This is a genomic window from Microbacterium sp. AG1240, assembly GCF_003635115.1.
Taxonomy (GTDB): domain Bacteria; phylum Actinomycetota; class Actinomycetes; order Actinomycetales; family Microbacteriaceae; genus Microbacterium.
Genome location: NZ_RBXJ01000001.1, coordinates 1,005,116 through 1,030,005, shown reverse-complemented (window position 1 = coordinate 1,030,005; position 24,890 = coordinate 1,005,116). Strand labels below are relative to the sequence as shown.

Genomic DNA, 24,890 nt, shown 5'->3' with positions numbered 1-24,890 from the left:
GTGTGCTCGCGCACGCAGGCGACGGGACGGCGGGTCAGTAGCCTGCGAAGGCGTCGGTGGTCAGCGACCGCGCGCGGCCGAGGGCCGGCGCGAGGTCGGCGATGAGCGCGGGCGGACCCGAGATGTAGGCGTGGCGGCCCTCGATGTCGGGTATCGCGCGGATGAGGCCGTCGGAGTCGAGCCGCGTGCTGCGTCCGGCCCAGGTCCAGCGCGGGGGCAGATCGACCGGCTCGTCGCGCGTGAAGACCACGACGGGGATGCCCGCGGCGACGATGTCGTCGCGGAACGCCAGTTCGTCGGCCGTCGACGCGACGTAGACGAGCACGATGTCGCGGTCCTGGTCGGTAGCGACCAGGTGCCGCAGCTGCGACACGAAGGGTGTCACGCCGATCCCCGCGGCGACCAGCAGCACCGGCGACGACGACTTCACGGGCAGCAGGAAATCGCCCCACACGCCCGTGACGGCCAGCGGCGAGCCCGGCGCGACCTCGGCGAGGGCGCGTTTGAAGCTGCTCTTCGACCCGTCCTTGAACGCGATCCGCACCATCGGCAGGTCTTCGGGTGCCGAGGCGATCGAGAATTCGCGCCGCGTTCCCCGCGCATCGGGGTGCGTGTGGGGGACGTCGAGCTCGAGGTACTGCCCGGGGCGGAATGCGAACGGGCGCTTGGCCTGGAAGGTGAGCTCGCGCACCGTGGGGGTCAGGTCGCGTCGGCGCTCGAGCGTCAGACGCACCGCCGCACGGACAGCGAAGAAGAACGCGAGCAGGTTGCCGATGAGGAGCGCGCGCTCCTGACCGAGCGTGACGGTGCCGATGCCGAGGTCGACCGGGATGGGCCACCCCGCGAAGACACCGACGACGACGGCGACGGTGTACTGCTGCCAGCGGCGGGGCGGCATCGTCAGCGGCTCGGACAGCATGAACGCGCCGAGGAAGAGGAACGGCGAGGAGAACGCGACCTGGGTGAGCAGCACGCCCGGGTCGATCGTCTCGCCGATCGCCTGGTACTGCGACGACGTGCGCAGGAAGGCGACTGCCGTGGCCACGATCCAGAAGCCGACCACCATGCGCAGCTTCTCGGTGCGCCAGAGGATCGCGATCCCCAGCACGACGACCGGCGCCGCGAGCACGGGGGTGCCCACCCACCACGACGACGCGCCCAGGTCGGGGGCGAGCACGCTGACGAAGGTCAGCACCGTGGCGCCGACGGCCGCGGGGTTGAAGATGTGACGGCCCCGCCAGACGAGCACGTACTTGGACAGGGATGCGGCGACCGCGGCGAGCACGATGCCCAGGATCGCGATCGGTTCGAGCGTCGGACGCAGCACGAACAGGAGGATCGCCGCGGTGATGAACGACGACTCGAATCGTCGAGGCAGGCGCAGCACGCTCTGCGCGGCGAGATCGGCGCCCGCGCACGCGAGGGCGAGCACCACCGCCGTGACGAGGATCTCGAACGGCCCGGGGCCGACGAGGTCGAAGAACGACAGCACGAACGACAGCGCTGCCAGCACGGCGAGCGACATCATCACGAGCCGATACATCGAGACGCGTCCGAGGACGGCGAGAACGCGGGAAGAACCCGCGACGAGGGTGGCGATCACGTGAACAACTCTGCCTCACTGCCCGGCGACCACTCCACGCGGCCGTCCGTGCGCATTCGAACCCAGTGGGCTCCCCAGGAAGCGGCGAGCTCGGGCCCGCCGTCGAAGAACAGCGCCGTCGCGAGCGCGTCGGCGTGCAGAGCGTCGGGGGCGAGCGCCCACGTCGCCGCGTACGCGCGCACGGGGGCGCCCGTCCGTGCGTCGAGCACGTGGTGAAGCCCCTCGCCCCAGGCGCGGCGGGTGACGGCCGAGGCGCAGAGCGCAGCATCCGCCACCGTCACGGCGCCGATGACGCGGCGCGGGTCGTACGGATGCTCCAGCCCGATCCGCTGCGGGGTCCCGCGCACGACGAGGTCGCCGCCGCCGTCGACGACGAGGTCGCCGTCGACGGCGCGGGAGACGACATCGGTCACGAGGTCGACCAGCCGTCCCTTGCCCACAGCTCCCACATCGATCGTCGCCGGTGCGGCCACCGCGAGGGTGCCGGAATCCCACCGCACGATGTCGCGCCAGTGCTCGGGCGCAGCGATCGGGTCGCCCTGCGCGACGAGCGAGTACCGCGCGTCATAGCCCAGGCGGGCGAGCGACGCGCCCACGAGCGGGTTCACCGCTCCCCGCGTGGCCTCATCGAGCGCGGTGTAGACGTCGAGCATCGCGACGGCATCGGGCGGAACGGGAGCAGAGCCTCCCGAGCCGGCCAACCGGGACACGACCGAGTCGTCGCGGAACCGCGACCAGTCGCGGTCGAACGCGTCGATCGCCGTCTCGACCTCGAGGCGCACCCCGTGGCCCAGAGGGGCGTCGGTCTCGATCGACCACATCGTGCCGATCGCCTCGAACGACCACACCGCGCGGGTGGGAGTCGCGGAGCTCACGACGCCGGTCAGGCCGCGGCTTCGGACTTGATCGTCTGGAGAGCCTTGTTGAACCCGCCGCTGGTGAGCGAGGACCCCGCGACACGGCTGACCGAGACGTCGTCGACCAGCTTGCCCACGACCTCGTCGGAGATGCCCCCGATGAACTCGGACTGGTACCGCTTCGACTCGGCGGCCTGCGGGTCGCCGGTCACCTCGACGGCCGTGACGACGTCGCTCTCGAGCGTGATCGTCACCTCGACGGTCTCGACCGACTCCGGGGTCGAATACGACCCCTCGGCCGTGTAGGTCCCGTCGGTGTAGGCGCTGCCGACGATCGAACCCGTGTCTGTGCCGGTTGCGGACGAGGACGACGGTGCGGTGGTCGCGGGCGTCGTCTCCTCGGCGTCGGCGGCGGGCGTCGTGGCGCCGGCGCATCCGGCGAGGGTGACCATACCGAGGACACCCACGAGGGCGGCTCCGGCGCGGACGGGGCGGGGTACGGCGGTGGTGCGGATCATGGGGGGTGCTCCTTCAGCAGTGCCTCGCGATCCTGCTGCTCTACCGAGCAGGATCGTCACTCAGGTGACACGAGACCATCAGCGTGACGGTTCACCTTATGCGCGCACTGTGGAAGGGCTAGGCCTCGCCGCCGAACATGCTCGTGACCGAGCCGTCCTCGAAGACCTCGCGCACGGCGCGGGCGAGAAGAGGCGCGATCGGCAGCACGATGAGCGACGGGAATCGCTTCTCCTCGGGGATCGGAACCGTGTCGGTCACCACGACCTGGTCGATGGCGGGATGCTGCAACCGCTCACGAGCCGGATCGCTGAAGATCGCGTGGGTCGCCGCGACGATGACCTTGCGCGCGCCCGCGTCTTTCAGCGCCTGCGCCGCCTTCGCGATGGTGCCGCCGGTGTCGATCATGTCGTCGACGAGGAGGCAGGTGCGGCCGTCGACCTCACCGACGATCTCGCGCACCGTGACCTGGTTGGCGACCTTGGGGTCGCGACGCTTGTGGATGATCGCCAGCGGCGCGTTCAGGCTGTCCGACCAGGTGTCGGCCACGCGCACGCGGCCCATGTCGGGAGACACGACGGTCAGCGTCTCGCGGTCTTCGGGACTCAGGTTCGCCTGGAAGTGCTCGAGCAGCACGGGCTTGGCGAAGAGGTGGTCGACCGGGCCGTCGAAGAAGCCCTGGATCTGCGCGGCGTGCAGGTCGACGCTCATCACGCGGTCGGCACCGGCCGTCTTCAGCAGGTCGGCGACGAGGCGGGCGCTGATGGGCTCGCGTCCGCGGCCCTTCTTGTCCTGCCGTGAATAGGGGAAGTACGGAGCGACCACGGTGATGCGCTTCGCCGACGCGCGCTTGAGCGCGTCGAGCATGATCAGCAGCTCCATCAGCCACTCGTTGACCGGGGGGCCGAACGACTGGATCACGAACACGTCGCAGCCGCGGATCGAGACCTCGAACCGGGTGTAGATCTCGCCCGAGGCGAAGGTGCGGTGCTCGGTGGGCGCGAGCTCGGTGCCGAGCTGCTGCGCGACCTGGTGCGCGAGGTCGGGGTGCGAGCGACCCGTCGCGACCACGAGCCGCTTCTTGGTCTTGGCGACCAGGCCCGGGGCGATGTCGTTCTCGCGGTCGAGGTCTACGGTCTTCTTCTTACGAGCCATCGCCGGCTTCCTGTGCAGACCGGGCGCGTGCCGCGGCGGCTGCCGCTCCGGTGCCCGATCGGTTCTTGTCGACCCACCCCTCGATGTTGCGCTGGGGGGCCACGCTGAGTGCCAGGGCGCCGGGAGGAACGTCCTTGCGGACGACGGCTCCCGCGCCGGTCTTCGCGCCGTCTCCGATCCTAACGGGCGCGACGAAGACGTTGTGCGAGCCGGTGTGCACCTCGTCGCCGATCTCGGTGCGGTGCTTGGTAACGTCGTCGTAGTTCGCGGTGATCGCACCGGCTCCGAGGTTCACCCGCTCGCCGATGGTGGTGTCGCCGATGTACGACAGGTGCGGCACCTTGCTGCCCTCGCCGATCGTGGAGTTCTTCGTCTCCACGAACGTGCCGATCTTGCCCTTGGACGCCAGCACCGTGTTGGGCCGGAGGTAGGCGAACGGACCCACGCTCGCCTTCGCGCCGATCACGGCGAGCGTCGCATCGGTGCGGGTGACCGTCGCGTCCTCCCCCACCTCGCAGTCGACGAGGCTCGTGTCGGGACCGATCAGCGCGCCGCGGCCCACGGCCGTGGAACGCAGGATGTGGGTGTTCGGCAGCACGGTGACGTCGGGGGCGAGCGTGGCGGTGACGTCGATCCACGTCGTGGCCGGGTCGAGGATCGTGACGCCCTCGAGCTGCCAGTGCCGTACCGTGCGCGCGTTCAGGATGCGCGCGGCCTCGGAGAGCTGCACGCGATCGTTCACCCCGAGCGCGGTCGAGGCGTCGGGAGCGTCGGCGGCGGCCACCGTGTGGCGCGAGTCGCGGAGCAGACGAACGACGTCGGTCAGGTACTTCTCGCCCTGCGCGTTCGCCGTGCCGACCAGCTCGAGGTGGGTGCGCAGCGACGGGGCCTGGAAGACGTAGACCCCGACGTTGATCTCGGTGACGGATGCCTCGTCGGCCGTCGCATCCTTCTGCTCCACGATGCGCTCGACGCCGCCGCCGGCTCCGCGGATGATGCGGCCGTAGCCGGTGGGATCGTCCAGTCGCGCGCTCAGCAGGGTCGCGGCCGCCTGCTGCGCGCGGTGGGTGTCGAGCAGGTCGGAGAGCGTCGACGACTCGAGCAGGGGCACGTCGGCACTGAGGACGAGCACATCGCCGTCGAAGTCGCCGAGCTCGGCGAGGGCGACCTGCACCGCGCGCCCGGTTCCGGGGATCTCGTCCTGGTCGACGATGACGACACCCGGAGCGAGGCCGAGCACCGTGTCAGCGACGAGATCGCGCTCGTGCCGCACCACGACGATGACGCGCGTGGGGTTCAACGCCCCGGCGGTGTCGAGCACGTGCCCGACGAGCGGACGACCGCCCACCGCGTGCAGCACCTTCGGCAGGGTGGACCGCATGCGGGTTCCTTGGCCTGCGGCCAGGATCACGATGGCGAGTTCGCTCGTTTCGTTCATGCTCCGCCGCCAGGATTCGAACCTAGACCTCACAGCTCCAAAGGCTGTCGTGCTGCCATTACACCACGGCGGACCGCGCCCGCCTCGGGGCTGTCGGCGCCCGACAAGTCTGCCATGCGGACGCCGACGATAATGGTGCGATGACCCCGCACAGCGACGAGGTGGACCGCATCGTCGACGCCTGGGTGCGTCAACGCCCCGATCTCGACTTCTCGCCCCTCGAAGTACTCTCCCGCGTCGACCGGCTCTCGCGCCACCTCGACCGGGCGCGCAGGGAGGCGTTCCGCCGCAGCGACCTCGAGTCGTGGGAATGGGACGTGCTGTCGGCCCTCCGCCGGGCGGGCGAGCCGTTCCAGCTGAGCCCGAAGCAGCTGCTGCAGCAGACGCTCGTCTCCAGCGGCACCATGACGAACCGCATCGACCGCCTGGTGGGGCGGAGGCTCGTGCGGCGGGAGTCGGACCCCGGCGACGGACGCAGCATCCTGGTCACCCTCACCGCCGACGGACGAACGCGCGTCGACGCGGCGATCACCCGCCTCGTCGACGCCGAGGCGTTGCTGCTCGGCGCGCTCTCGCGCGGTGATCGAGACCGCCTGGCCGGGCTCCTGCGCAAGCTCAGCCTCGGCTTCGACTCCTGACGCCGCGACTCAGTCGAGCGCCTCGCTCAGTTCCATCCAGCGACCCTCGAGCTCGTCACGTTCGGCCTCGAGCGCGGTGATTCTCTTCATCTCCGCACCGAGACCCTCGTAATCGGACGGATCCCACTCGACGAGCGCGGTGCGGGCCGAACTCACCTGGCCGTCGAGCTTGACGATCTTCCGCTCGATCGCGGAGACCTCTTTCTGCGCCGCGCGGAGGTCTCCTCCGGACAGAGCGGGCGTCGACGTCGAGGGGTTGCCGCCAGCCGGCGTCGGAGCCGCGCCCTCTCCCTTCGCGCGCAGGCGAAGGTACTCGTCGACGCCACCGGGGAGGTGCCTGAGCTTGCCGCCGAGGATGGCGTACTGCTGGTCGGTGACCCGCTCGAGGAAGTACCGGTCGTGCGAGACCACCAGCAGGGTGCCCGGCCACGAGTCGAGGAGATCCTCCATCGCCGCGAGCATGTCGGTATCGAGGTCGTTCGTGGGCTCGTCGAGGATCAGCACGTTCGGCTGATCGAGCAGGATCAGCAGCAGCTGCAGGCGCCGCTTCTGCCCGCCCGAGAGATCCTTCACCGGGGTGGAGAGCTGCGCGCTGGAGAAACCGAGCTGCTCGAGCAGCTGTCCGGGTGAGAGTTCCTGCGCTTTCGAGCCGGTGCCGAAGGTGTACGACGTGCGCAACCGGGAGATCACCACGCGCACGGGATCCTTGAGGTGCTGCTCGAGCTCGTCGAGGCGCTGCGTCAACGTCGCGACATGCACGGTCTTGCCGCGCTTGACGCGGCCCTCGGTGGGCTGGATCGATCCGTCCACGAGGCCGAGGAGAGTCGACTTGCCGGCGCCGTTGACGCCCAGGATGCCGGTGCGCTCCCCCGGGGCGATCAGCCACGTGACGTCGTCGAAGACCTGGCGCGGCTCCCCCGAGCCCGTCGAGGGGTAGCTCACGGCCACGTCGATCAGGTCGACGACGTCTTTGCCCAGTCGGGACGTCGCCAGCGACTGCAGCGCGATGCGATCGCGGATCTCCGGCACATCCGCGATCAGTTCGTTCGCCGCGTCGATGCGGAACTTGGGCTTGGTCGATCGCGCGGGCGCGCCGCGGCGCAGCCACGCGAGTTCCTTCTTGGCGAGGTTCTGACGACGCGCCTCGATCGTCGCCGACTGCCGATCGCGCTCCACGCGCTGCAGGATGTAGGCCGCGTACCCGCCCTCGAAGGCATCGACGATGCGGTCGTGCACCTCCCACGTCACGGTGCTCACCTCGTCGAGGAACCACCGGTCGTGCGTCACGACCAGGAGGGCTCCCGAATTCGCGGCCCACCGGCGCTTCACGTGTGCGGCGAGCCAGGTGATCGCCTCGACGTCGAGGTGGTTCGTCGGCTCGTCGAGGAAGAGGATGTCCCAGTCTCCCGAGAGTAGCCGCGCGAGCGCGACGCGGCGTCGCTGACCGCCCGAGAGCGTTCCGATGCGCGCCTCCCAGGGGACGTCGGAGAGGAGGCCGGCGATCACGTCGCGCGTGCGCGCGTCGCCCGCCCACTCGTGTTCCGCGCGCCCGTCGACGACAGCGTTCGAGACGGTGTCGTCATCGTCGAGCTCATCGGCCTGGTGCAACACGCCCACCGTGACGCCGCTGCGGACCGTGACGCGTCCGGAGTCGGGTTGGCGCAGGCCCGCCAGCATGCCCAGGAGGCTCGACTTGCCGTCGCCGTTGCGGCCGACGATGCCGATGCGGTCACCCTCCGAGACCCCCAGGGTCACGGCGTCGAAGACGACTTTGGTCGGGTATTCGAGATGCAGGGACTCGGCCCCGAGAAGATGCGCCATATTGCCTCCAGGGTACGGGGTCGCGGGTGTGCGGATGGTGTGCGCGGGTGGCGGCGTGGTAACGGTGCGAGCTGCGCGGTGTCACGGTCCGCGACGCATGCCCTCGACGTCGGCCTTCGGCCGGCGTCTCCCGCCCGTCCCGATGCCAGCGTCGCGGACCCTCGCACCGCTCCGCCGCTCCCCCCGTCGTCGCGCCACACCGCCGACGCGATGAGGGCCGCCCGGCGGAAGCCGGACGACCCTCGGAAAACGGATGCTGGTCAGGCCAGGCCGTTCTCCTTCAGCCAGTCGGCCGCGATGTCGCTCGCCGAACGCTGGTCGACGGTGTTCTGCACGTTCAGCGTGACCAGACCCTCGGGGGTCAGCGCCGCGCTGATCTTGTTGATGACGTCGGCGGCGTCGGCCGGGAAGTCGGCGCTCACGACGGGAACGATGTTCGACGCGAGGAACAGACCCTCGGGGTCTTCCAGCACGACGAGGTCGTCGGTCTCGATGCGCGGGTCGGCCGTGTAGACGTTCGCGATGTTGACGGTGCCGGCGAGGAGATCCTCCACCGTGGTGTCACCGGTCGGGGTGAACGAGACGTCGACGCCGTAGGTGTCCTTCAGGCCGGTCGGACCGTAGGGACGCTCCGCCAGCTCTGCGTTGCCGCCGAGCGTCAGCGGGACCGTGACGTTCGCCAGATCGGCGATCGTGGTGAGGTTGTTCTCCTCGGCGAAGGCGGCCGTGACCGTGTAGGAGTCCTGGTCGGTCGCCGCCGACTGGTCGAGAACCTTCAGGCCCTCGGGCAGCGCGTCGGGGAGCGCCGCGTAGACCTCGTCGGACGTACGCGCGGTGGTCGCGGCGTCGAAGTACTGCAGCAGGTTGCCGGAGTACTCGGGGAACAGGTTGACCGAGCCGTCTTCGAGCAGCGGGATGTAGGCGTCGCGCTGTCCGATGCTGAACTGGGTCGTGACCTCGAAGCCCGCGGCCTCGAGAGCCTGGGCGTAGATCTCGGCGATGATCTCGTTCGACGGGTAGGCCTGCGACCCGACGACGATGGGGCCGTCGGATCCGCCGTCGCCGGCGGACGCGCCGGAATCAAGCGGGCTGCTGGACGAGCAGCCGGCCAGGGCGAGGAGCGCCGCCGCGCCGACGGCTGTGCCGACGAGGCCCTTTCGAGTTCGTGCTGTGAACATGTTATTTCTCTTTTCCTTGGTGGGGTTTCGTGTTCCCGAGGGCGTCTAACGGGCGGCGTCGGCCGTCGTGACGCTCACCGGACGTTCGGTCGCGGTGCGCGAGGTCTTCTTGCGGCCTTCCGAGCCGGCCGCGACGGCGCCGGCGCGAATGCCGCGCGGTACGACCAGGTGCTGCACGATCGCGAACAGCGCATCGAGCACCAGGGCGAGGACGGCGACGAGGATGGCACCGCCGATGATCACGTCGAGCTGGCGCAACTGCAGACCGCTGATGATGTACTGCCCGAGTCCGCCCAGACCGATGTACGCGGCGATCGCCACGGTGGCGACCACCTGCAGCGTTCCGGCGCGCAGGCCCCCGACGAGCAGCGGCAGTCCGAGGGGCACCTCGATGCGCCACAGGATCTGCCACTCGGTCATTCCCATCGCCCGCCCGGCGTCGATGACCCGGCGATCGATCGCCTCGAGACCCGTGTAGGCGCCCGCGAGGATCGACGGGATGGCCAGGATGACGAAAGTGATCACCGCGGCCTCGGGCTTGCGCAGCACCCCGAGGAGCAGAACGAGCAGGATCAGCAGACCGAACGAGGGGATGGCGCGCGCGGCGCCCGAGATGGCGACCGCGACCTCGCGACCGCGCCCGGTGTGGCCGATGGCCCAGCCGACGGGCACCGCGATGAGCGCCGCGATGACGACCGAGACGAAGGTGTAGGCCAGCTGCTGGAAGAGCGCGAGCTGCAGCGGCAGGTCGCCCGACAGACGGTCGGGCGAGAAGATCCACGCGAACGCGTCGATGAAGAGGTTCATGCCGTCGCCTCCGCACCGATCGGGGCGCGGCGCACGCGGCGCACCGCCGTCGCCCGCGTCCACGGCATGAGCAGTCGGCCGGCCACGACGAGCACGAAGTCGACGAGCAGTGCGAGCAGCACCACCACGACGACGCCCGCCAGCACCTCGGGGATGATCCGGCGCTGCAGACCGTTCGTGAACAGGTAGCCGAGGTTGATGACGCCGACGAGGATGCCCACCGTCGCGAGCGAGATGGTGCTCGCCGCGGCAACGCGAAGGCCCGCGAGGATGACCGGACCCGCCAGGGGGAAGTCGACCGCCCAGAAGCGGCGGAACGTGCCGTACCCGATCGCGGTCGATGCCTGGCGCACTCCGGGGTCGACGGAGTCGAGACCGTCGGCGACGGAGCGCACGAGGATGGCGACCGCATAGATCGCCAGGGCCACGATGAGGTTTGTCTCGCTCACGATGCTGTAGCCCAGGACGGACGGCAACAGGATGAGGAGTGCCAGCGAGGGGATCGTGTAGAGCAGACCCGTGATCGTGATGACGCCGCTGCGTACGAGACGGTAGCGCCACGCCACCCACCCGAGCGGCACCGAGATGACGAACCCGATCACCAGGGGGATGACGCTCTGGCGCAGGTGATCGAGCGTCAGGCCGCCGATGAGACCGAGGTTGTCGAGAACCCAGCTCACCCGGTGGGTCCGTCCACGAGCGCTCCCTGCGTGCGTCCTTCGCCGTCGACGAGGAATGACCCGTTCGCCGTCGTCTCGATATGCAGCGCCCGCTTGCCGCGCTCCGTTCCGACGAAGCTGGCGACGAAGTCGTTGGCCGGGTTCTGGATGATCTCGGTCGGCGTGCCGAGCTGGGCGACCTTGGCGCCCTTCTCGAGGATGACGACCTGGTCGCCGAGCAGGAACGCCTCGTCGATGTCGTGGGTGACGAAGACGATCGTCTTGCCGATGTCGCGCTGCAGTCGGAGCAGTTCTTCTTGCAGCTCGGCCCGCACGATCGGGTCGACGGCCCCGAACGGCTCGTCCATGAGGAGGATGTTGGGATCGGCCGCGAGTCCGCGCGCCACGCCGACGCGCTGCTGCTGACCGCCCGAGAGCTGGCTCGGGTAGCGGTCGGCCATGGAGGGCTCCAGCCCGACCGTCTCCATCAACTCCAGAGCCCGGGTGCGGGCGACCTTGCGCGACTGCCCCTGCAGCACCGGCACCGTCGCGATGTTGTCGGCGACGGTGAAGTGCGGCAGCAGGCCGGAGTTCTGCATGACGTACCCGATGCTGCGGCGCAGCTCCACCGGCGAGCGGTCGGCGATGTTCTCGCCGTCGATCGAGATGGTGCCGGCCGTGGGTTCCACCATGCGGTTGATCATGCGCAGCAGGGTGGTCTTGCCGCATCCCGATGACCCGACGAAGACCGTCGTCTTGCGCGAGGGCAGCAGGAGGTCGAAGTCGCCCACTGCTCGTGTGCCGTCGGGGAATTCCTTCGAGACGTTCGTGAACTCGATCATGTCGACCGCCTCAGTCCTGGACCGATACCTTCCGGTCGAACGCCACGAAGCCCGCGAAATCGCCGCCGGCCTTCTCCACCGCGCCCGGCAGCAGATCGGGATACGACCACGCTCCGTCGGTGAGATCGGCGCCGTCGAGCGAGATGCTCCAGTACTGCGCGGCACCCTTCCAGGGGCAGGTGTAGGGGGTGGGGGTCTTCGTCAGCGCACCCTCGCGGATGCTGGCCGGCGGGAAGTACCAGTTTCCTTCGATCGAGATGAGATCTTCGCGATCCGCCTCAGCGATCACGACACCGTCGAGCACAGCCTTCATGAGTCCTCCTCGGAGCTCCGCGGGGCACGGACGCCCGTGCGATCCCGCCACGGTACCCGAGGCTACCGACGCCCGGGTCGGTCTCGACCGAGATTGCCGCGTATGACGCCGACGTGTTATGAGGTCGCGTCAGACGACGCGCGCACCCGAGACGGGGCCGTGCACGTGGAGCGCGGAGAAGCCGGCGGCGCTGAGGGTGATCTGCAGATCGAGCGCGGATGCGTCGTCGGCGGCGAGGAACGCCAGGGTGGGGCCCGAACCCGACACGATGCCGGCCAGTGCCCCGGCCTTCTCCCCCGTCTCGAGGGCTGCTCCGAGGTCGGGGCGGAGAAGCAGCGCCGGTGCCTGCAGGTCGTTGCGCAGCGCCGCGGCGAGCATGCCCGCGTCGCCCTGGCGCAGCGCGTGCAGCACGTCGGGGTCGACGCGCGGCTGCCGCGGTGCGGGACCGATGTCGACGAGGTGCCGCGCGCGGTGGGCGTCCAGCTCGCCGTAGACGACGGGTGTCGACATCCCCTCGTCGCTGACCACCAGCACCCAGTCGAACCGTCCGCGCGCGAGTGCGGGGCTCAGCTCGTCGCCTCGGCCCGTCCCGATCGCGGTGCCCCCGAGCAGCGCGAAGGGCACGTCAGCACCGAGCCGTGCGGCCAGACGGGCAAGCTCCGCGGTGGACAGCCCCGTGCCCCAGAGCGCATCGCACGCGACGAGGGCGGCCGCAGCATCCGCCGATCCGCCCCCCATGCCGCCGGCGACCGGCACCGACTTGCGGATCTCCAGGTGCACGCCGCGATCGACCCCGGCGGCCCCGGCGAGCAGTCGCGCGGCCCGGACCGCGAGATTGCGGTCATCGACCGGCACGTCGCCGATCGCGACGCTGCCCGAGACGTGGGCCGTGATCTCGTCGGCGTCGCTCGCCCACAGGTCTTCGTACAGCGAGACGGCTTGATAGGCCGTGGCGACGTCGTGGTACCCGTCGTCCTGCACGTCACCGACCTCGAGGAAGACATTGATCTTTCCCGGCGCGCGCACGTGCACGCGCTCGGATGACGACGCGAGAGTCACCGCTTCGCCGAATCCGCCCACGGATCGGCGCCGACGATGTCAGAGATGGCGTCGATGCGCTCGAGCTCCTCGGAGTCGAACGCGGGACCGCTGAGAGCGGCGATGTTGTCGTCGAGCTGCTCGACACGAGAGGCGCCGATGAGGGCGGAGGCGACCACCGGGTCGCGCAGCACCCACTGGATCGCCATCTGCGCGAGCGTCTGCCCGCGCTCCTTGGCGATGAGGTTCAGGCTCCGCAGCGCCGAGACCGTGCGATGCGGCAGCGCCGCCTCCGGCAGCGACGACCGCTTCTGAGCGCGGTTGGCCCGTCCGTCGCCGAGGTACTTGTCGGTCAGCAGGCCCTGCGCGAGCGGGGTGAACGCGATCGCGCCCATCTGCTCCTGGCGCAGCACACCGGTCAGCCCGTCCTCGACCCATCGGTTCACGATGGAGTACGACGGCTGATGGATCACGAGGGGCGTGCCCAGCGAGCGCGCAACGGCGACGGCCTCGGCCGTGCGCTCGGCGCTGTACGACGAGATACCGACGTAGAGGGCCTTGCCGTCGCGCACGAGGGTGTCGAGCGCCCCGATGGTCTCCTCGATCGGCGTGACCGGGTCGACCCGGTGCGAGTAGAACACGTCGACGTAGTCGAGCCCCATCCGCGTCAGCGAGGCGTCGGCGCTGGCGATCAGGTATTTCCGCGAGCCGTAATTTCCGTAGGGCCCGGGCCACATGTCGTACCCCGCCTTCGACGAGATGATCAGCTCGTCGCGGTAGGGCGCGAGGTCCTCGCGCATCATCCGGCCGAAGTTCGTCTCGGCCGAGCCGTAGGGCGGTCCGTAGTTGTTGGCGAGGTCGAAGTGCGTGATGCCGTGGTCGAATGCGTGACGAAGCAGCGCGCGCTGCCGGTCGAACGGGATGTTGTCGCCGAAGTTCCACCACAACCCGAGCGAGATCGGAGGCAGGTACAGCCCGCTCGTTCCGACCTGACGGTAGTCGACTCCCGAGTACCGTTCGGCGCGGGCGGCGTATGGCCGGTGCAGGTCTCGAACATCGGCGCCGAAACGGTCGGAATCACTCACTCTTCGACCCTAGCGCGCGACCCCGCCCGCAAAGGAAGCCCCTGTGAAATGCGGGCGCAACACGGTGTGTTTACCTTTAGTACACCTTCGCGCTCGCGAAGCGCGCCACATCCTGCCCCTCAAGGAGCCTCGTTGCCCCGAATCACACCGCTGCCGGCCGAGACCGATCCGCTTCGTCGCATCCTCTCGCGCGACGACGTCCGTCTCTCCGACGGCATCCTGCACCTCATCGGAGACGACACCGCTCCGGCCGAGGCCCGCGACGCCGACCTGCTCTACATCGCCGCAGCGCTGGAGTCGGCGTCGATCGACATCCTGCTCGTGCGCGACACCAATCGCCGTCCGAAGATCGTCGTGGATCTGACGGATGCTGCCGCCGCACTCTCGGCGCTGCGCCTGGCCGCAGCGGACGAACCGCTCTACCTCAAGACGTCGGGGGAAGACCCCGCGCCCGTGCACACCGCGACGCTCGCGACCGACGCCGTCTCGGCGATGGCCGTCTTCCGTCCCCGTGCCTCCGTCGACGGCGCGTTCCGCTACGGTTCCGCGCTCGCCCCGCACCTCGAGTTCTGGCGGTTCGGCGACGCGCTCGTCGAGGCCCCCCGCCCCAACGCCCTCACCCGCCGCGTGATGGCCGCCTCCGACCTCTCTTTCGTCGAGGTCGAACGCCACGGTCGACGGTGGCGCACCGTGGAGGGCATGTTCGAGCCCCACGCCAACGAGTTCACCGAAGACGTCGACATGGTCTTCTCGTGGGTGGACGGCACCGACTCGGAGTTCCAGCGACAGCGCGCCGCCCGCATGCAGGGCTACGTGGTCGGCGACGGCGACGACGCCCCCGCGCGGTACCGCCAGATCGACGAGCTCCGCTACGCGCTGCGCAGCGTGCACATGTACGCACCCTGGGTGCGGCGCATCTTCATCGCGACCGACTCCCCGCGGCCGGCGTGGCTCGACGACCACCCGAACGTGACGATCGTGCGCAGCGAGGAGTTCTTCGCAGATCCGTCGACGCTCCCCACGCACAACTCGCACGCGGTCGAAGCGCAGCTGCACCGCATCGAGGGGCTGGCCGAGCATTTCCTCTACAGCAACGACGACATGTTCTTCGGTCGCCCCGTCTCCCCCGAACTGTTCTTCAGCGGATCGGGCGTCAGCCGTTTCGTCGAGAGCGGCATCCGCATCGGCGGTGGGGCGTCCGCCCCGGAGCGCTCGGGACACGACAACGCGTTGCGGGTGAACCGTGCGCTGCTGCGCGAACGCTTCGGGCGCGTGATCACCCACGACCTCGAGCACAGCGCCGTCCCGATGCGCCGCTCGATCGCCGCAGAACTCGAGCGCACCTTCGCCGACGACTACGCCCGCACGGCGGGCAGCCGGTTCCGTTCGGCCACCGATGTCTCGGTGACCAACAGCCTGTACCACTACTACTCGCTGTTCACCGGGCGGGCGGTCGTGACGACCGAACCGCGGGTGCGCTACATCCAGACCACGAAGCTCGATTCGCTGCGCAGGATGGAGCGCCTCATCGAACGGCGCGACACCGACATGTTCTGCCTCAACGACGGCAGCGAACCGGAGATCCCCGAAGAGATGCGGGTGAAGGCGCTGCGTTCGTGCCTCGAGCGTTACTTCCCGGTGCGCGCACCGTGGGAGCGCGCGGACGTCGTCCCCACCGAACTCAGCGGATCGCCGTCATCGGAGCCGTCGGCGGCGACGATGGTGTGAGCGCGCGAGCCGCGGGCGTCTCGATGCCCGCGGCACGCAGCCGCGCGAGCGACTCCGCAGCATCCACGAACTGCAGCGGCGCCGCGGTGTCCAGCGGAACGACCGAGTGCACCACGGTGTCGTCGTAGACGTGGATGAGGTTGAACCCCTGCGCGCCGTCGTGGGGCCGCGTTCCGCCCACCGGCACAGTGAGGTCCTGCGTATAGCAGGTGGCCGAGGCGACCGACACCGGGATGCCCGCGAACGTCGCGAACGTCGAGTAGTGCAGGTGCCCGCCGATGATCGCGCGCACGTCGCTGCCGCGCAGCACGTCGCCCAGGCGACGCTGCTCGCGCAGCTCGACGGATGCCGCGAGCTCGAGCACGCTCGGAACGGGCGGATGGTGCAGGGCCAGGATCGTGCCCAGGGGCGCCGGCGTCGAGAGCTCCTCGGCGAGCCACCTCAGCTGCGCGTCGGTCACCTCGCCGTGGTGATGCCCCGGAACGGTCGTGTCGAGCGTGATGACGCGCAGGCCGTCGAGCTCGTCGACCCGATCGACGGGCGCGTCGCCGGCCGCCTCGCCCGGAAGGAGCCGCGCGCGGAAGGCGGCGCGATCGTCGTGGTTGCCCATGACCCAGATCACGCGCGCGTCGAGCGATGCGGCGAGCGGCTCGACGAGGGCGGCGATCCGGTCGTAGGCGTCGTCCTCGCCGTGGTCGGCGAGATCGCCGGTGAAGATCAGCGCGTCGGGCTTCACGCCCGAGGCCGAGATCGCGGCGAGCGCTCGGGCGAGGTAGGCCTCGGAATCGACGCTGTCGTACAGCGGGGCGCCGTGAGCGCGCAGGTGGGTGTCACTCAGGTGGAGCAGTACCCGCTCGGGTTTGGGGTACTCCGCATACCGCATGTGTCTCCTCGTGCCGTGGAGCCGAAGGTGCGGCTGCCGGGCGATCATCGTGGCAGAACGAGGGAAATGTTACAGACGTGTTTCGTGAACGTCCGGTGGACACGTCATGAAACGCTGATGCGGGCGATGCGGAGATAGTCCTCGACGCCGAGCTCCTCGCCGCGAGCCGTCGGCGCGACGCCGGCGCTCTCGAGCAGGGCGGATGCTTCGGCAGCGGTCGTGCCGACCACGCCCGCGAGGGCCTGTCGCAGCATCTTGCGTCGTTGCTGGAACGCCGCATCCACGATCGCGAACGTGCGGCGGCGCTCCTCCTCCGTGCCGCGCGGGTCGGAGTCGAGCGTGAAGGCGACGAGCACGGAGTCGACGTTCGGCACCGGCCAGAACACCTGCCGGGACACGTTGCCGGCGAGCCGCCACGACCCGTACCAGGCCGCCTTGACGCTGGGCGCGCCGTAGATCTTGGAGCCGGGGCCCGCGGCCATGCGCTCCCCCACCTCGGCCTGCACCATCACGACACCGCGCTGCAGCGCCGGAAAGGTCTCGAGGAAGTGCAGCAGCACGGGCACCGAGACGTTGTAGGGCAGGTTCGCCACGAGCACCTCGGGGTCGCCCGGCAGCTCCATCACTCTCAACGCGTCGGCGTCGACGACGGTCAACGCACCGTCGGGCACGCCGTGCGCGGCGGCCGTCTCGGCGAGCCGGGCGGCCAGGCGGTGGTCGATCTCGACCGCCGTCACCGTCGCGCCGGTTTCGAGGATGGCGAGGGTGAGCGAGCCGAGACCCGGGCCGATCTCGACGACGCGGTCGCTCGCGGTGACGCCCGCGACCTGCACGATGCGCCTGACGCTGTTCGCATCGACGACGAAGTTCTGCCCGAGCTTCTTGGTCGGGGTGACGTCGAGCTCCGCCGCCAGCCGACGGATCTCGGTCGCCCCGAGCAGGGTTACAGGCATCCTTTAACCCTACGACCTCGCGCGCAAGCCTTCGTCTTGTCTCGCGGCGAGGAGTACGGTGACGGCCATGACATCAACCGGCACCATTCCCGCGAACGCGTTCTCGATGAAGAGCCCGTTCGGTCGACGCGCAGCCGCCCTCTCGATCGCGGCCGCCGTCGGCGGGTTCCTCTTCGGGTTCGACTCCTCGGTGATCAACGGTGCCGTCGACTCGATCCAGGAGAACTTCGCCCTGGGCGAGTTCCTCAAGGGGTTCGTGGTCGCCATCGCGCTGCTCGGCTGCGCGCTCGGCGCCGTCATCGCCGGCAACCTCTCCGACCGGTGGGGACGGCTGCGCGTGATGAAGCTCGGCGCGATCATGTTCCTCGTCTCCTCCGTCGGCTCGGCGCTCACCTTCAGCGTGCCCGACCTCATCCTCTGGCGTGTCATCGGCGGCATCGGCATCGGCATCGCATCGGTGGTCGCTCCCGCGTACATCGCCGAGATCGCACCGCGGCAGATCCGCGGCGCGCTGGCCTCGCTCCAGCAGCTCGCGATCACGCTCGGCATCTTCGCCGCGCTGCTGAGCGATGCGGTGCTCGCCACCTCGGCGGGCGGCGCCTCGGAGCAGCTGTGGTGGGGCCTGGAGGCCTGGCGGTGGATGTTCCTCATCGGCGTCGTCCCCGCGGCCGTATACGGCGCGCTGGCGTTCGTCATGCCCGAGTCGCCGCGCTACCTGCTGTCGAAGGACCGCGCAGACGAGGCGCGCGCGATCTTCGCCCGGCTCGTGCCGCCGGCCGACCTCGATAAGTCGGTGAACGAGATCGCCCAGGCCATCGAGACCGACCGCAAGAACGCGAACGCCTCGCTGCGCGGGCCTGTGCTGGGCCTGCAGGGCATCGTCTGGACCGGCATCATCCTGTCGGTCTTCCAGCAGTTCGTCGGCATCAACGTGATCTTCTACTACTCGACCACTCTCTGGCAGGCGGTCGGCTTCGGCGAGAGCAACTCCCTGCTCATCAGCGTCATCACCTCGGTGACGAACGTCGTGGTCACCCTGATCGCGATCTGGCTGGTCGACCGCGTCGGACGAAAGCCCATCCTCCTCACTGGTTCCACGCTGATGGCGCTCTCCCTCGGCACGATGGCGCTGGCCTTCGCCTTCGCCGAGACCGTCGACGGCGAAGTGAGCCTCCCCGGGGCGTGGGGCCCGATCGCGCTGGTCGCCGCGAACCTGTTCGTCGTCGGATTCGGCGCGTCGTGGGGTCCGCTGGTGTGGGTGCTGCTCGGCGAGATCTTCCCGAGCCGCATCCGCGGCAAGGCGCTCGGTGTGGCCGCGGCCGCGCAGTGGGTCGCCAACTTCCTCATCACCGTGTCGTTCCCCGTGATGTCGGAGTGGTCGCTTCCGCTGACCTACGGCATGTACGCACTGTTCGCCGCGCTGTCGTTCGTGTACGTCGCGATCAAGATCCCCGAGACGAAGGGCATGGCGCTGGAGCAATCCGAGACGCTGTTCACCGAGAAGAACGCCAAGAGGAAGGCCGCTTCCGCCGCGAAGGACTGAACCTGCACGACCTGCGGCAGGATGGACCCCGTGCCGTGGCTCCGTCCCTGAAGAAGGGCCCGCCCGGGCCCCGCACAGGCAGGATGGACGCATGACCAGGTTCGTCGTGGTTCCCCAGTGGCAGGGTTCGTCGTCGTCGCGCGCGATGCAGCTCGTCGACGGGGCGGACGCCATCGCCGGCGATCTGCCGCGCAGCGCCACCACCCGGCTCGACATCCCGCTCGAAGCCGGCGACGCGCTCGGCTCGGGCGTGCACCGCCTGAGCGCTCTGCATCGCGTTCGTGCCCAGGTCGAAGAGGCGGTGCGCGACGCCACCGAGACGATCGTGGTCGTCGGCGGCGATTGCGGTGTCGCGCTCGGAGCGGTCGCCGCCGTCGCGGGCGACGATCTCGCCGTCGTCTGGCTCGACGCGCACGCCGACGCCCACAACCCCGAGACGTCGGCCTCGGGAGCCTTCCACGGCATGGTCCTGCGCAGCATCCTGGGCGACGGTCCCGACGGCATGACCGTCGAGACCGGGCTCGTCACGCCGTCGCGCGTCGTGCTGGCCGGCACGCGCTCCCTCGACCTGGAAGAAGAGCTCTACGTCGCCGGGTCGGAGATCCGGATGCTGACGCCCACCGACCTTTCGCACCACGACGCCCTCGCCGACGCCGTCGAGGCGACGGGCGCCGGGCGCGTGTACATCCACGTCGACCTCGACGTGCTGGATCCCGCGGAGATCACCGGCATCGGTCTGGCGGAGCCCTTCGGGGTGGCGACCGCCGACCTCGTGGGCTCGATCCGGGCGTTGCGGGCGCGGATTCCGCTCGCCGGAGCATCCCTCACCGAGTTCTCGCCCTCCTCGCCCGACGCCGCCGTCGACGACCTCGGCACGATCCTTCGCATCGTGGGAGCGCTCGCGTGAGCCCGGTCGCTACGCCGCCCGACGGGTGGGAGCAACGCGCCGAGCGGGCCGTCGAGCGCGGTCGCCGTTTCGATCGCTGGATTCCGTCGTTCCTCCTCGACTCCCCCCTGAGCCGGCTGGGCTATCTCTACGGCACCGCCACGGGGTGGATCTGGGGCACGATCTGGAGCACCGGACGCGTCGAGCGCCGCGGCGGTCTCTGGGTCTTCCGCGGGATGCCCGCCTGGACCTACGGGCGCGGAGGGGTCTGCGTGGGCGGATGCTTCCTCACCGGATACGCGCGAGTGACCCCCGCGATACTGCGCCACGAGGCCGTGCACCAGCGGCAGTGGCGGCGCTACGGCATGCTCATGCCGTTCCTCTACGCCTTCGCCGGGCGCGATCCGCTGCGCAACCGCTTCGAGATCGAGGCCGGCCTGGTCGACGGCAACTACGTCCCCCGCGACACGTGATGCGAAGCGCCTCGCGGCGAAACACGCGCATCGGCTGACACACACCGCCTGGCGGTGCGTCTCGCCCGAAAGGTGTGTCTCAGCGGGGTTTGCGGCCGGCGGTCAGCGGGCGGTCGCGAGCCCGAAGCGCTCCGGGGTGTGGATCGACGCGGCGTCGACGGCGTACGCCAAGGTGAGCTCGTCGACGATGTCGGCCGTGCCCAGGTATCCACCGAGCAGGAACACGCGCGTGTGGGCTGCCGACTCGGCATCGCAGAGCATCTCGCCGGCCCAGCCCGTGACAGCGCGCGTCAGCGCCTCGCCGGGCGCGCACGAACGGGCGGTGCCGGGTGCGCCGGCGCGACGCGAACGGTCGAGCCACGTGACCGTCATGCGGGCGGGGGCACGAAGGGGGCCGATCCAGGATGCGTCGGGCACCTCGATGAACACGCGACCCGTCGAACAGATCGGGAGCGTCACCAGCAGCGTCTCGAGGTCGACCAGCGACGACTCGTCGGCCGTGATGAGGTGCTGCACGCGCGTGTGACGCGACGACCGGCAGACGGTCTCGTTGTGCTCGTTCTGGGTGCCCATGACCCTCCCACTATACGCGAGGGAAGGGTTGCCTCACCTTATGCCGGGCGAACGATCAGGATGCGGCGCAGCTCGGCGATCTCGTCGTCGCCGAGCCCCTGGGCGCGCAGGTAGTCGCTCGGCGATCCGTACTCGCGCTCGAGCCGGGCCAGCAGGTCGCGCATCACGGGGGCCGGCGACCGGGTCGCGAGCTCCTCGAGATGGCGGGCTTCGGGATGCATCGCCCGCAGCCGGGCGATGACCTGCGTGTTGCGTGACGCGGGCAGCAGCGTCTCGGTGCGCGCGTAGTCGTCGACCACGGCGTCGAGGTCGACACCGGCCGCGGCGAGGGTGAGGGCGACGGTCACCCCGGTGCGATCCTTGCCGACCGTGCAGTGGACGAGCACGGGCTGATCGACGAGGACGCTGCGCACCACCTCGACCACACGGTCAGCCGAGTCCTCGATGAGGCTGTCGTACAGCTCGCCCAGGCTCGGATCGTTGCGGAAGAAGGAGGCGACCGAGCCGAGGAACAGCGGCACGCGCTGGGTCGTGAGGTCGAGTCCGTCGACCCGGCTCGGCGAACGGGTCACCTCTTCGTCGTCGCGGAGATCCAGGATGCGGCGCAGTCCGAGCCCGCGAAGGGATTCGGCCCCCGCGGCGTCGACGTCGGCGAGGTTTCCCGACCGGTAGAGCACGCCGCTGCGGGTGAGGCCGCCCTCGGCCGGCAGTCCCCCGACGTCGCGGAAGTTCATCACGCCGGAGACGAGGGTCGGCGGCACCTCGGTCATGCCCGCGCCTCGCGTGCCGGCACGGCGTAGCGACCGGCGATCGCGACGCGGTTGAAGGCGTTGATCGCCACGAGGATCCAGCTCAGCCCGACGTACTCCTTCTCGCTCAGGATGCCGCCGACGTGGTCGTACACCTCGTCGGGGATGCCGTCCTCGGAGATGAAGGTGAACGCCTCGGCCAGCTCGAGGGCGGCACGTTCGCGGTCGGTGAAGACGCCGGAATCCCGCCACACGGCGACCTGCGCGATCTCGTCGGCCGTGACGCCGGCCGCGACGGCGCGGTCGACGTGCACCCGCACGCAGAAGGAGCACCCGTTCAGCTGCGACGCGTGGATCTGCACCAGCTCGCGCAGACGCGGCTCGATCCCCGAATCGGACGCCACCGCACCGACGGTCTTCGAGAACGCCTCCAGCGCGCGATAGGCGTCGGGGGCCGATCTCGACAGGTGGACACGCGCTTCATCCGTCATGCGACCAGCCTAGGCGCGCGCCGCGCGCGTGTGCGGGCAGAATAGCCGCGTGACCGACTTCGACGAGTTCTCGTTCCTCTCCGATCAGGCCGCCGACGCCGGGCTGACGGTTCCGATCCCGCGGGGTGAGCGTCTCACCCTGACCCTGCCGGACGGGCGGACGCTGAGTGCATTGCGCTACGGCGACTCGGCCCCCGAGGTCACCTTCCTGCACGGCGCGGGACTCAACGCTCACACGTGGGACACGACGATCCTCGCGCTCGGGCGCCCCGCGCTCGCGATCGACCTGGCGGGGCACGGCGATTCGTCGTGGCGCGACGATGCGGCCTACACCCCGCGCAACCTCGCGCCCGACGTCGTCTCCGCCCTGTCGGCCTGGACCGACCGCCCGCAGGTGCTGGTGGGTCAATCGCTCGGGGGCCTCACGGCGGCCCCGGTCGCCGCATCCGCCCCCGACGCCGCATCCAGTCTCCTCATCGTCGACATCACCCCGGGCGTCGATCCCGATGCCGGCCCCACGCAGGTGCGCGCCTTCTTCGCGGGCCCCACCGATTGGGCGTCGCGCGACGAGCTCGTCGACCGAGCGCTCGCGTTCGGGCTCGGCGGCGGCTCGCGCGAGAAGGCGGCGCGCGGCGTGTTCCTCAATTCCCGCGTGCGCGCCGACGGGCGGGTCGAGTGGAAGCACCACTTCGCGCATCTCGCCGCAGCCGCCGCGAACGACGCCGGGGGCACGCCGTCGCGCGACGACGCGGTGTCGGCGCTGCTGTCGGGTGCGGGCTGGGACGACCTCGCGGCGGTCGGGGCCCCGATCACGCTGATCCGCGGCGAGCGCGGGTACGTCACCGAGGCGGATGCGGCGGAGTTCGCCCGTCGCGCGCCCGCGGCGCGCATCGTCTCCTTCGACTCGGGGCACAACGTGCAGGAGGACGCACCGGTCGAGCTGGCGCGCGCGATCGCCGACCTTCTCTGAGTCCCGGTGCATCGACCTGTGACGTTCCGCGTCACGGTCGCCTCACGCACCCGCGCGGAACCCTAGGCTGGTAGGCACACCGAGATTGCCTGCCCGCGGCGTCCGACAGCATCGATGACGCCGCCTCCTGGGGAAAGGACCCGCCCGCACATGCCCCGCCGCGCCACCCTCGCCACTGCCGCCCTCTTCGTCACGGGGGCCCTGGTCCTCGCGGGGTGCTCCAGTTCACCGTCACCGGCACCGACATCCGTCGGCGCCCCCGACCCGGACGCGACCCTGACGATCGCCGCGACGCTCGAGCCGTCGAACCTCGACATCCGTCACACGTCGGGTGCGGCCCTCGATCAGGCGCTCATCGACAATGTCTACGAGGGGATCGTCTCCCGGGACCAGGACAACAAGGTCGTCCCCAAGCTCGCGAGCGCCTACGAGGTCTCCGACGACGGGCTGACCTACACGTTCACCCTGCAGGAGGGCGTCACCTTCCACGACGGGAGCGCCCTCACCGCCGACGACGTCGTCACCTCGCTCACCACGGCGAAGGACGACCCGACCGTGCAGGGCAACTCCGACCTCGCGGGCGTGACCTCGATCACCTCCCCCGACGCCGCGACCGTCGTCGTCACGCTGGCCGAACCCAACAGCGACTTCCTCTTCTCGCTCACCGGGCGCGCCGGTCTCGTCGTCCGGGCGGGCGACACCACCGACCTGCAGACGAAGGCGAACGGCACCGGCCCGTTCACCGTCTCGCAGTGGGCGCAGGGCCAGAGCCTGACCCTCGACCGGGCCGACGCCTACTGGGGCGAGCAGGCGGGCGTCGCCGAGGTCGTCATCGACTACATCCCCGACCGCACAGCGGCCGCCAACGCCGCCCTCGCGGACGAGGTCGACGTCACCCTCGAGCTCGACCCCGAGTTCCGCTCGCAGATCGAGGACAGCGGCCTGTTCACCATCGAGACCGGACAGACCACCGACAAGGGCACGCTGGCGTTCAACAACGCCGCTCCCCCGCTGAACGACCCGAAGGTGCGCGAGGCGCTGCGTCTGGCGATCGACCACGACGGGCTCGTCGAGGCCATCGGCGGCGTCGGCTCGACGCTCTACGGTCCGATCCCCGAGCTCGACCCGGGGTACGAGGACCTCTCCGATCTCGTCCCGTTCGATCCGGAGCGCGCGAAGGAGCTGCTGCGGGAGGCCGGCCAGGAGAATCTCGAGCTGACGCTCACCATTCCGAACATCTACGACGCGACCATCCCGACCTACCTCGTGTCGGCGTTCAACGACATCGGTGTGACGCTCACGGTCGAATCGGTCGAGTTCTCCGTCTGGCTCCAGGACGTCTACACGAATAAGGACTACGAACTCAGCTTCGTCCGCCACGTCGAGGCCCGCGACTTCTCGAACTGGGTCGACCCCGACTACTACTTCGGATACGACAACCCCGAGGTCCAGTCGCTCTACGCCGAGGCCGTCGCCTCGGTGGACGAGGACGAGGCGAACACCCTTCTCGCCCAGGCCGCGCGGATCGTGTCGGAAGACAACGCGGCCGACTGGCTCTTCGCGGCGGCTCCGCTCGCCGCGGTGAGCACGCAGGTCGGCGACTTCCCGAAGAACTCCTTGAACGTGCGGCTTCCGCTGGCCGGCGTGACGGTCTCGTCCGAGTGATGCGCTCGAAGAACTGACGGTGTCCT

Annotated in this window: 25 protein-coding genes and 1 tRNA gene; 7 read left to right on the top strand and 19 right to left on the bottom strand. The window is 70.0% G+C overall.

What is annotated here, in order from left to right; translation table 11 throughout:
- Positions 1-34: 34 nt before the first annotated feature.
- The 6 genes from DEU34_RS04720 to DEU34_RS04695 form a co-directional block, all read right to left on the bottom strand.
- Complete coding sequence (locus DEU34_RS04720; protein ID WP_259460025.1) at positions 35-1,603, bottom strand: FAD-dependent oxidoreductase; 1,569 nt, start codon at positions 1,601-1,603, stop codon at positions 35-37.
- Positions 1,600-2,424 (bottom strand): FAD:protein FMN transferase, encoded by an 825-nt coding sequence (locus DEU34_RS04715; protein WP_121149722.1) that lies wholly within the window; start codon positions 2,422-2,424, stop codon positions 1,600-1,602. Before DEU34_RS04715 ends, DEU34_RS04720 begins: the two co-directional genes overlap by 4 nt.
- Before the next feature lie 62 nt (positions 2,425-2,486).
- On the bottom strand, positions 2,487-2,978 hold the full coding sequence (locus DEU34_RS04710) for a hypothetical protein (RefSeq protein ID WP_121149029.1): 492 nt from the start codon (positions 2,976-2,978) through the stop codon (positions 2,487-2,489).
- 118 nt (positions 2,979-3,096) lie between these two features.
- Positions 3,097-4,131 (bottom strand): ribose-phosphate diphosphokinase, encoded by a 1,035-nt coding sequence (locus tag DEU34_RS04705; RefSeq protein WP_121149028.1) that lies wholly within the window; start codon positions 4,129-4,131, stop codon positions 3,097-3,099.
- The gene (gene glmU, locus DEU34_RS04700) at positions 4,121-5,569 is read right to left on the bottom strand and encodes a bifunctional UDP-N-acetylglucosamine diphosphorylase/glucosamine-1-phosphate N-acetyltransferase GlmU (RefSeq protein WP_121149027.1); all 1,449 of its coding nucleotides are present in this window, start codon (positions 5,567-5,569) and stop codon (positions 4,121-4,123) included. The genes DEU34_RS04705 and glmU overlap by 11 nt, the downstream gene beginning before the upstream one ends.
- 1 nt (position 5,570) lies before the next feature.
- Positions 5,571-5,642, bottom strand: a tRNA-Gln gene (locus tag DEU34_RS04695).
- A 67-nt stretch (positions 5,643-5,709) separates the two neighbouring features.
- Between DEU34_RS04695 and DEU34_RS04690 the strand changes: the two genes are divergently transcribed.
- Entirely contained in the window at positions 5,710-6,207 is a 498-nt protein-coding gene (locus tag DEU34_RS04690; RefSeq protein ID WP_121149026.1) for a MarR family winged helix-turn-helix transcriptional regulator, read from the top strand.
- Between the two features lie 9 nt (positions 6,208-6,216).
- Here DEU34_RS04690 and DEU34_RS04685 read toward each other — a convergent pair whose 3' ends face one another.
- The 8 genes from DEU34_RS04685 to DEU34_RS04650 all read right to left on the bottom strand — a co-directional run bounded on the left by DEU34_RS04685 (position 6,217) and on the right by DEU34_RS04650 (position 13,950).
- The gene (locus DEU34_RS04685) at positions 6,217-8,028 is read right to left on the bottom strand and encodes an ABC-F family ATP-binding cassette domain-containing protein (RefSeq protein WP_121149025.1); all 1,812 of its coding nucleotides are present in this window, start codon (positions 8,026-8,028) and stop codon (positions 6,217-6,219) included.
- 260 nt (positions 8,029-8,288) lie between these two features.
- A complete protein-coding gene (locus DEU34_RS04680; protein ID WP_121149024.1) occupies positions 8,289-9,206 on the bottom strand; it encodes an ABC transporter substrate-binding protein in 918 nt (305 codons plus the stop codon).
- Between the two features lie 45 nt (positions 9,207-9,251).
- Positions 9,252-10,013, bottom strand: a complete 762-nt coding sequence (locus tag DEU34_RS04675; protein WP_121149721.1) for an ABC transporter permease — start codon at positions 10,011-10,013, stop codon at positions 9,252-9,254.
- Positions 10,010-10,693 (bottom strand): ABC transporter permease, encoded by a 684-nt coding sequence (locus DEU34_RS04670; protein ID WP_121149023.1) that lies wholly within the window; start codon positions 10,691-10,693, stop codon positions 10,010-10,012. Before DEU34_RS04670 ends, DEU34_RS04675 begins: the two co-directional genes overlap by 4 nt.
- Positions 10,690-11,514: an ABC transporter ATP-binding protein gene (locus tag DEU34_RS04665; RefSeq protein WP_121149022.1), complete on the bottom strand. Its 825-nt coding sequence runs from the start codon at positions 11,512-11,514 to the stop codon at positions 10,690-10,692. Before DEU34_RS04665 ends, DEU34_RS04670 begins: the two co-directional genes overlap by 4 nt.
- A 10-nt stretch (positions 11,515-11,524) precedes the next feature.
- Positions 11,525-11,827 carry a DUF427 domain-containing protein gene (locus DEU34_RS04660; RefSeq protein ID WP_121149021.1) on the bottom strand — a complete coding sequence of 101 codons (303 nt, stop codon included), beginning with the start codon at positions 11,825-11,827 and terminating at the stop codon, positions 11,525-11,527.
- Between the two features lie 129 nt (positions 11,828-11,956).
- Positions 11,957-12,886 carry a 4-(cytidine 5'-diphospho)-2-C-methyl-D-erythritol kinase gene (locus tag DEU34_RS04655; protein WP_121149720.1) on the bottom strand — a complete coding sequence of 310 codons (930 nt, stop codon included), beginning with the start codon at positions 12,884-12,886 and terminating at the stop codon, positions 11,957-11,959.
- Positions 12,883-13,950: an aldo/keto reductase gene (locus tag DEU34_RS04650; RefSeq protein WP_121149020.1), complete on the bottom strand. Its 1,068-nt coding sequence runs from the start codon at positions 13,948-13,950 to the stop codon at positions 12,883-12,885. Before DEU34_RS04650 ends, DEU34_RS04655 begins: the two co-directional genes overlap by 4 nt.
- Before the next feature lie 132 nt (positions 13,951-14,082).
- Between DEU34_RS04650 and DEU34_RS04645 the strand changes: the two genes are divergently transcribed.
- A complete protein-coding gene (locus tag DEU34_RS04645; protein ID WP_121149019.1) occupies positions 14,083-15,678 on the top strand; it encodes a stealth conserved region 3 domain-containing protein in 1,596 nt (531 codons plus the stop codon).
- On the opposite strand, the gene DEU34_RS04640 is transcribed toward DEU34_RS04645, so the two are convergent.
- Positions 15,632-16,561, bottom strand: a complete 930-nt coding sequence (locus DEU34_RS04640) for a phosphodiesterase (protein ID WP_121149018.1) — start codon at positions 16,559-16,561, stop codon at positions 15,632-15,634. The two genes, DEU34_RS04645 and DEU34_RS04640, sit on opposite strands and share 47 nt — an antisense overlap.
- Before the next feature lie 104 nt (positions 16,562-16,665).
- Positions 16,666-17,514, bottom strand: a complete 849-nt coding sequence (rsmA, locus tag DEU34_RS04635) for a 16S rRNA (adenine(1518)-N(6)/adenine(1519)-N(6))-dimethyltransferase RsmA (RefSeq protein ID WP_121149017.1) — start codon at positions 17,512-17,514, stop codon at positions 16,666-16,668.
- Between the two features lie 67 nt (positions 17,515-17,581).
- Between rsmA and DEU34_RS04630 the strand changes: the two genes are divergently transcribed.
- The 3 genes from DEU34_RS04630 to DEU34_RS04620 all read left to right on the top strand — a co-directional run bounded on the left by DEU34_RS04630 (position 17,582) and on the right by DEU34_RS04620 (position 20,416).
- A complete protein-coding gene (locus DEU34_RS04630) occupies positions 17,582-19,057 on the top strand; it encodes a sugar porter family MFS transporter (protein ID WP_121149016.1) in 1,476 nt (491 codons plus the stop codon).
- 91 nt (positions 19,058-19,148) lie between these two features.
- Positions 19,149-19,964, top strand: a complete 816-nt coding sequence (locus DEU34_RS04625) for an arginase family protein (protein ID WP_121149015.1) — start codon at positions 19,149-19,151, stop codon at positions 19,962-19,964.
- Entirely contained in the window at positions 19,961-20,416 is a 456-nt protein-coding gene (locus tag DEU34_RS04620; RefSeq protein WP_121149014.1) for a Fe-S oxidoreductase, read from the top strand. Before DEU34_RS04625 ends, DEU34_RS04620 begins: the two co-directional genes overlap by 4 nt.
- A gap of 102 nt (positions 20,417-20,518) precedes the next feature.
- On the opposite strand, the gene DEU34_RS04615 is transcribed toward DEU34_RS04620, so the two are convergent.
- The 3 genes from DEU34_RS04615 to DEU34_RS04605 are packed head-to-tail and all read right to left on the bottom strand — an operon-like array spanning position 20,519 to position 22,229.
- The gene (locus tag DEU34_RS04615; RefSeq protein WP_121149013.1) at positions 20,519-20,989 is read right to left on the bottom strand and encodes an SIP domain-containing protein; all 471 of its coding nucleotides are present in this window, start codon (positions 20,987-20,989) and stop codon (positions 20,519-20,521) included.
- Between the two features lie 38 nt (positions 20,990-21,027).
- Positions 21,028-21,759, bottom strand: coding sequence for a tyrosine-protein phosphatase (locus DEU34_RS04610; RefSeq protein ID WP_121149012.1), 732 nt, complete (start codon positions 21,757-21,759; stop codon positions 21,028-21,030).
- Positions 21,756-22,229, bottom strand: a complete 474-nt coding sequence (locus DEU34_RS04605) for a carboxymuconolactone decarboxylase family protein (RefSeq protein WP_121149011.1) — start codon at positions 22,227-22,229, stop codon at positions 21,756-21,758. The genes DEU34_RS04610 and DEU34_RS04605 overlap by 4 nt, the downstream gene beginning before the upstream one ends.
- A 49-nt stretch (positions 22,230-22,278) precedes the next feature.
- On the opposite strand from DEU34_RS04605, the gene DEU34_RS04600 reads away from it, so the two are divergent.
- On the top strand, positions 22,279-23,199 hold the full coding sequence (locus DEU34_RS04600; RefSeq protein WP_121149010.1) for an alpha/beta fold hydrolase: 921 nt from the start codon (positions 22,279-22,281) through the stop codon (positions 23,197-23,199).
- A 150-nt stretch (positions 23,200-23,349) separates the two neighbouring features.
- The gene (locus DEU34_RS04595; protein WP_121149009.1) at positions 23,350-24,864 is read left to right on the top strand and encodes an ABC transporter substrate-binding protein; all 1,515 of its coding nucleotides are present in this window, start codon (positions 23,350-23,352) and stop codon (positions 24,862-24,864) included.
- Positions 24,865-24,890 lie beyond the last annotated feature (26 nt).

Excerpts from the sequence above, each read along its gene's own strand:
- DEU34_RS04715 (WP_121149722.1), bottom strand. The coding sequence starts at position 2,424 with ATGTGGTCGATCGAGACCGACGCCCCTCTGGGCCACGGGGTGCGCCTC.
- DEU34_RS04710 (WP_121149029.1), bottom strand. The coding sequence starts at position 2,978 with ATGATCCGCACCACCGCCGTACCCCGCCCCGTCCGCGCCGGAGCCGCC.
- DEU34_RS04705 (WP_121149028.1), bottom strand. The coding sequence starts at position 4,131 with ATGGCTCGTAAGAAGAAGACCGTAGACCTCGACCGCGAGAACGACATC.
- glmU (WP_121149027.1), bottom strand. The coding sequence starts at position 5,569 with ATGAACGAAACGAGCGAACTCGCCATCGTGATCCTGGCCGCAGGCCAA.
- DEU34_RS04690 (WP_121149026.1), top strand. The coding sequence starts at position 5,710 with ATGACCCCGCACAGCGACGAGGTGGACCGCATCGTCGACGCCTGGGTG.
- DEU34_RS04685 (WP_121149025.1), bottom strand. The coding sequence starts at position 8,028 with ATGGCGCATCTTCTCGGGGCCGAGTCCCTGCATCTCGAATACCCGACC.
- DEU34_RS04680 (WP_121149024.1), bottom strand. The coding sequence starts at position 9,206 with ATGTTCACAGCACGAACTCGAAAGGGCCTCGTCGGCACAGCCGTCGGC.
- DEU34_RS04675 (WP_121149721.1), bottom strand. The coding sequence starts at position 10,013 with ATGAACCTCTTCATCGACGCGTTCGCGTGGATCTTCTCGCCCGACCGT.
- DEU34_RS04665 (WP_121149022.1), bottom strand. The coding sequence starts at position 11,514 with ATGATCGAGTTCACGAACGTCTCGAAGGAATTCCCCGACGGCACACGA.
- DEU34_RS04660 (WP_121149021.1), bottom strand. The coding sequence starts at position 11,827 with ATGAAGGCTGTGCTCGACGGTGTCGTGATCGCTGAGGCGGATCGCGAA.
- DEU34_RS04640 (WP_121149018.1), bottom strand. The coding sequence starts at position 16,561 with ATGCGGTATGCGGAGTACCCCAAACCCGAGCGGGTACTGCTCCACCTG.
- rsmA (WP_121149017.1), bottom strand. The coding sequence starts at position 17,514 with ATGCCTGTAACCCTGCTCGGGGCGACCGAGATCCGTCGGCTGGCGGCG.
- DEU34_RS04630 (WP_121149016.1), top strand. The coding sequence starts at position 17,582 with ATGACATCAACCGGCACCATTCCCGCGAACGCGTTCTCGATGAAGAGC.
- DEU34_RS04625 (WP_121149015.1), top strand. The coding sequence starts at position 19,149 with ATGACCAGGTTCGTCGTGGTTCCCCAGTGGCAGGGTTCGTCGTCGTCG.
- DEU34_RS04615 (WP_121149013.1), bottom strand. The coding sequence starts at position 20,989 with ATGGGCACCCAGAACGAGCACAACGAGACCGTCTGCCGGTCGTCGCGT.
- DEU34_RS04610 (WP_121149012.1), bottom strand. The coding sequence starts at position 21,759 with ATGACCGAGGTGCCGCCGACCCTCGTCTCCGGCGTGATGAACTTCCGC.
- DEU34_RS04605 (WP_121149011.1), bottom strand. The coding sequence starts at position 22,229 with ATGACGGATGAAGCGCGTGTCCACCTGTCGAGATCGGCCCCCGACGCC.
- DEU34_RS04595 (WP_121149009.1), top strand. The coding sequence starts at position 23,350 with ATGCCCCGCCGCGCCACCCTCGCCACTGCCGCCCTCTTCGTCACGGGG.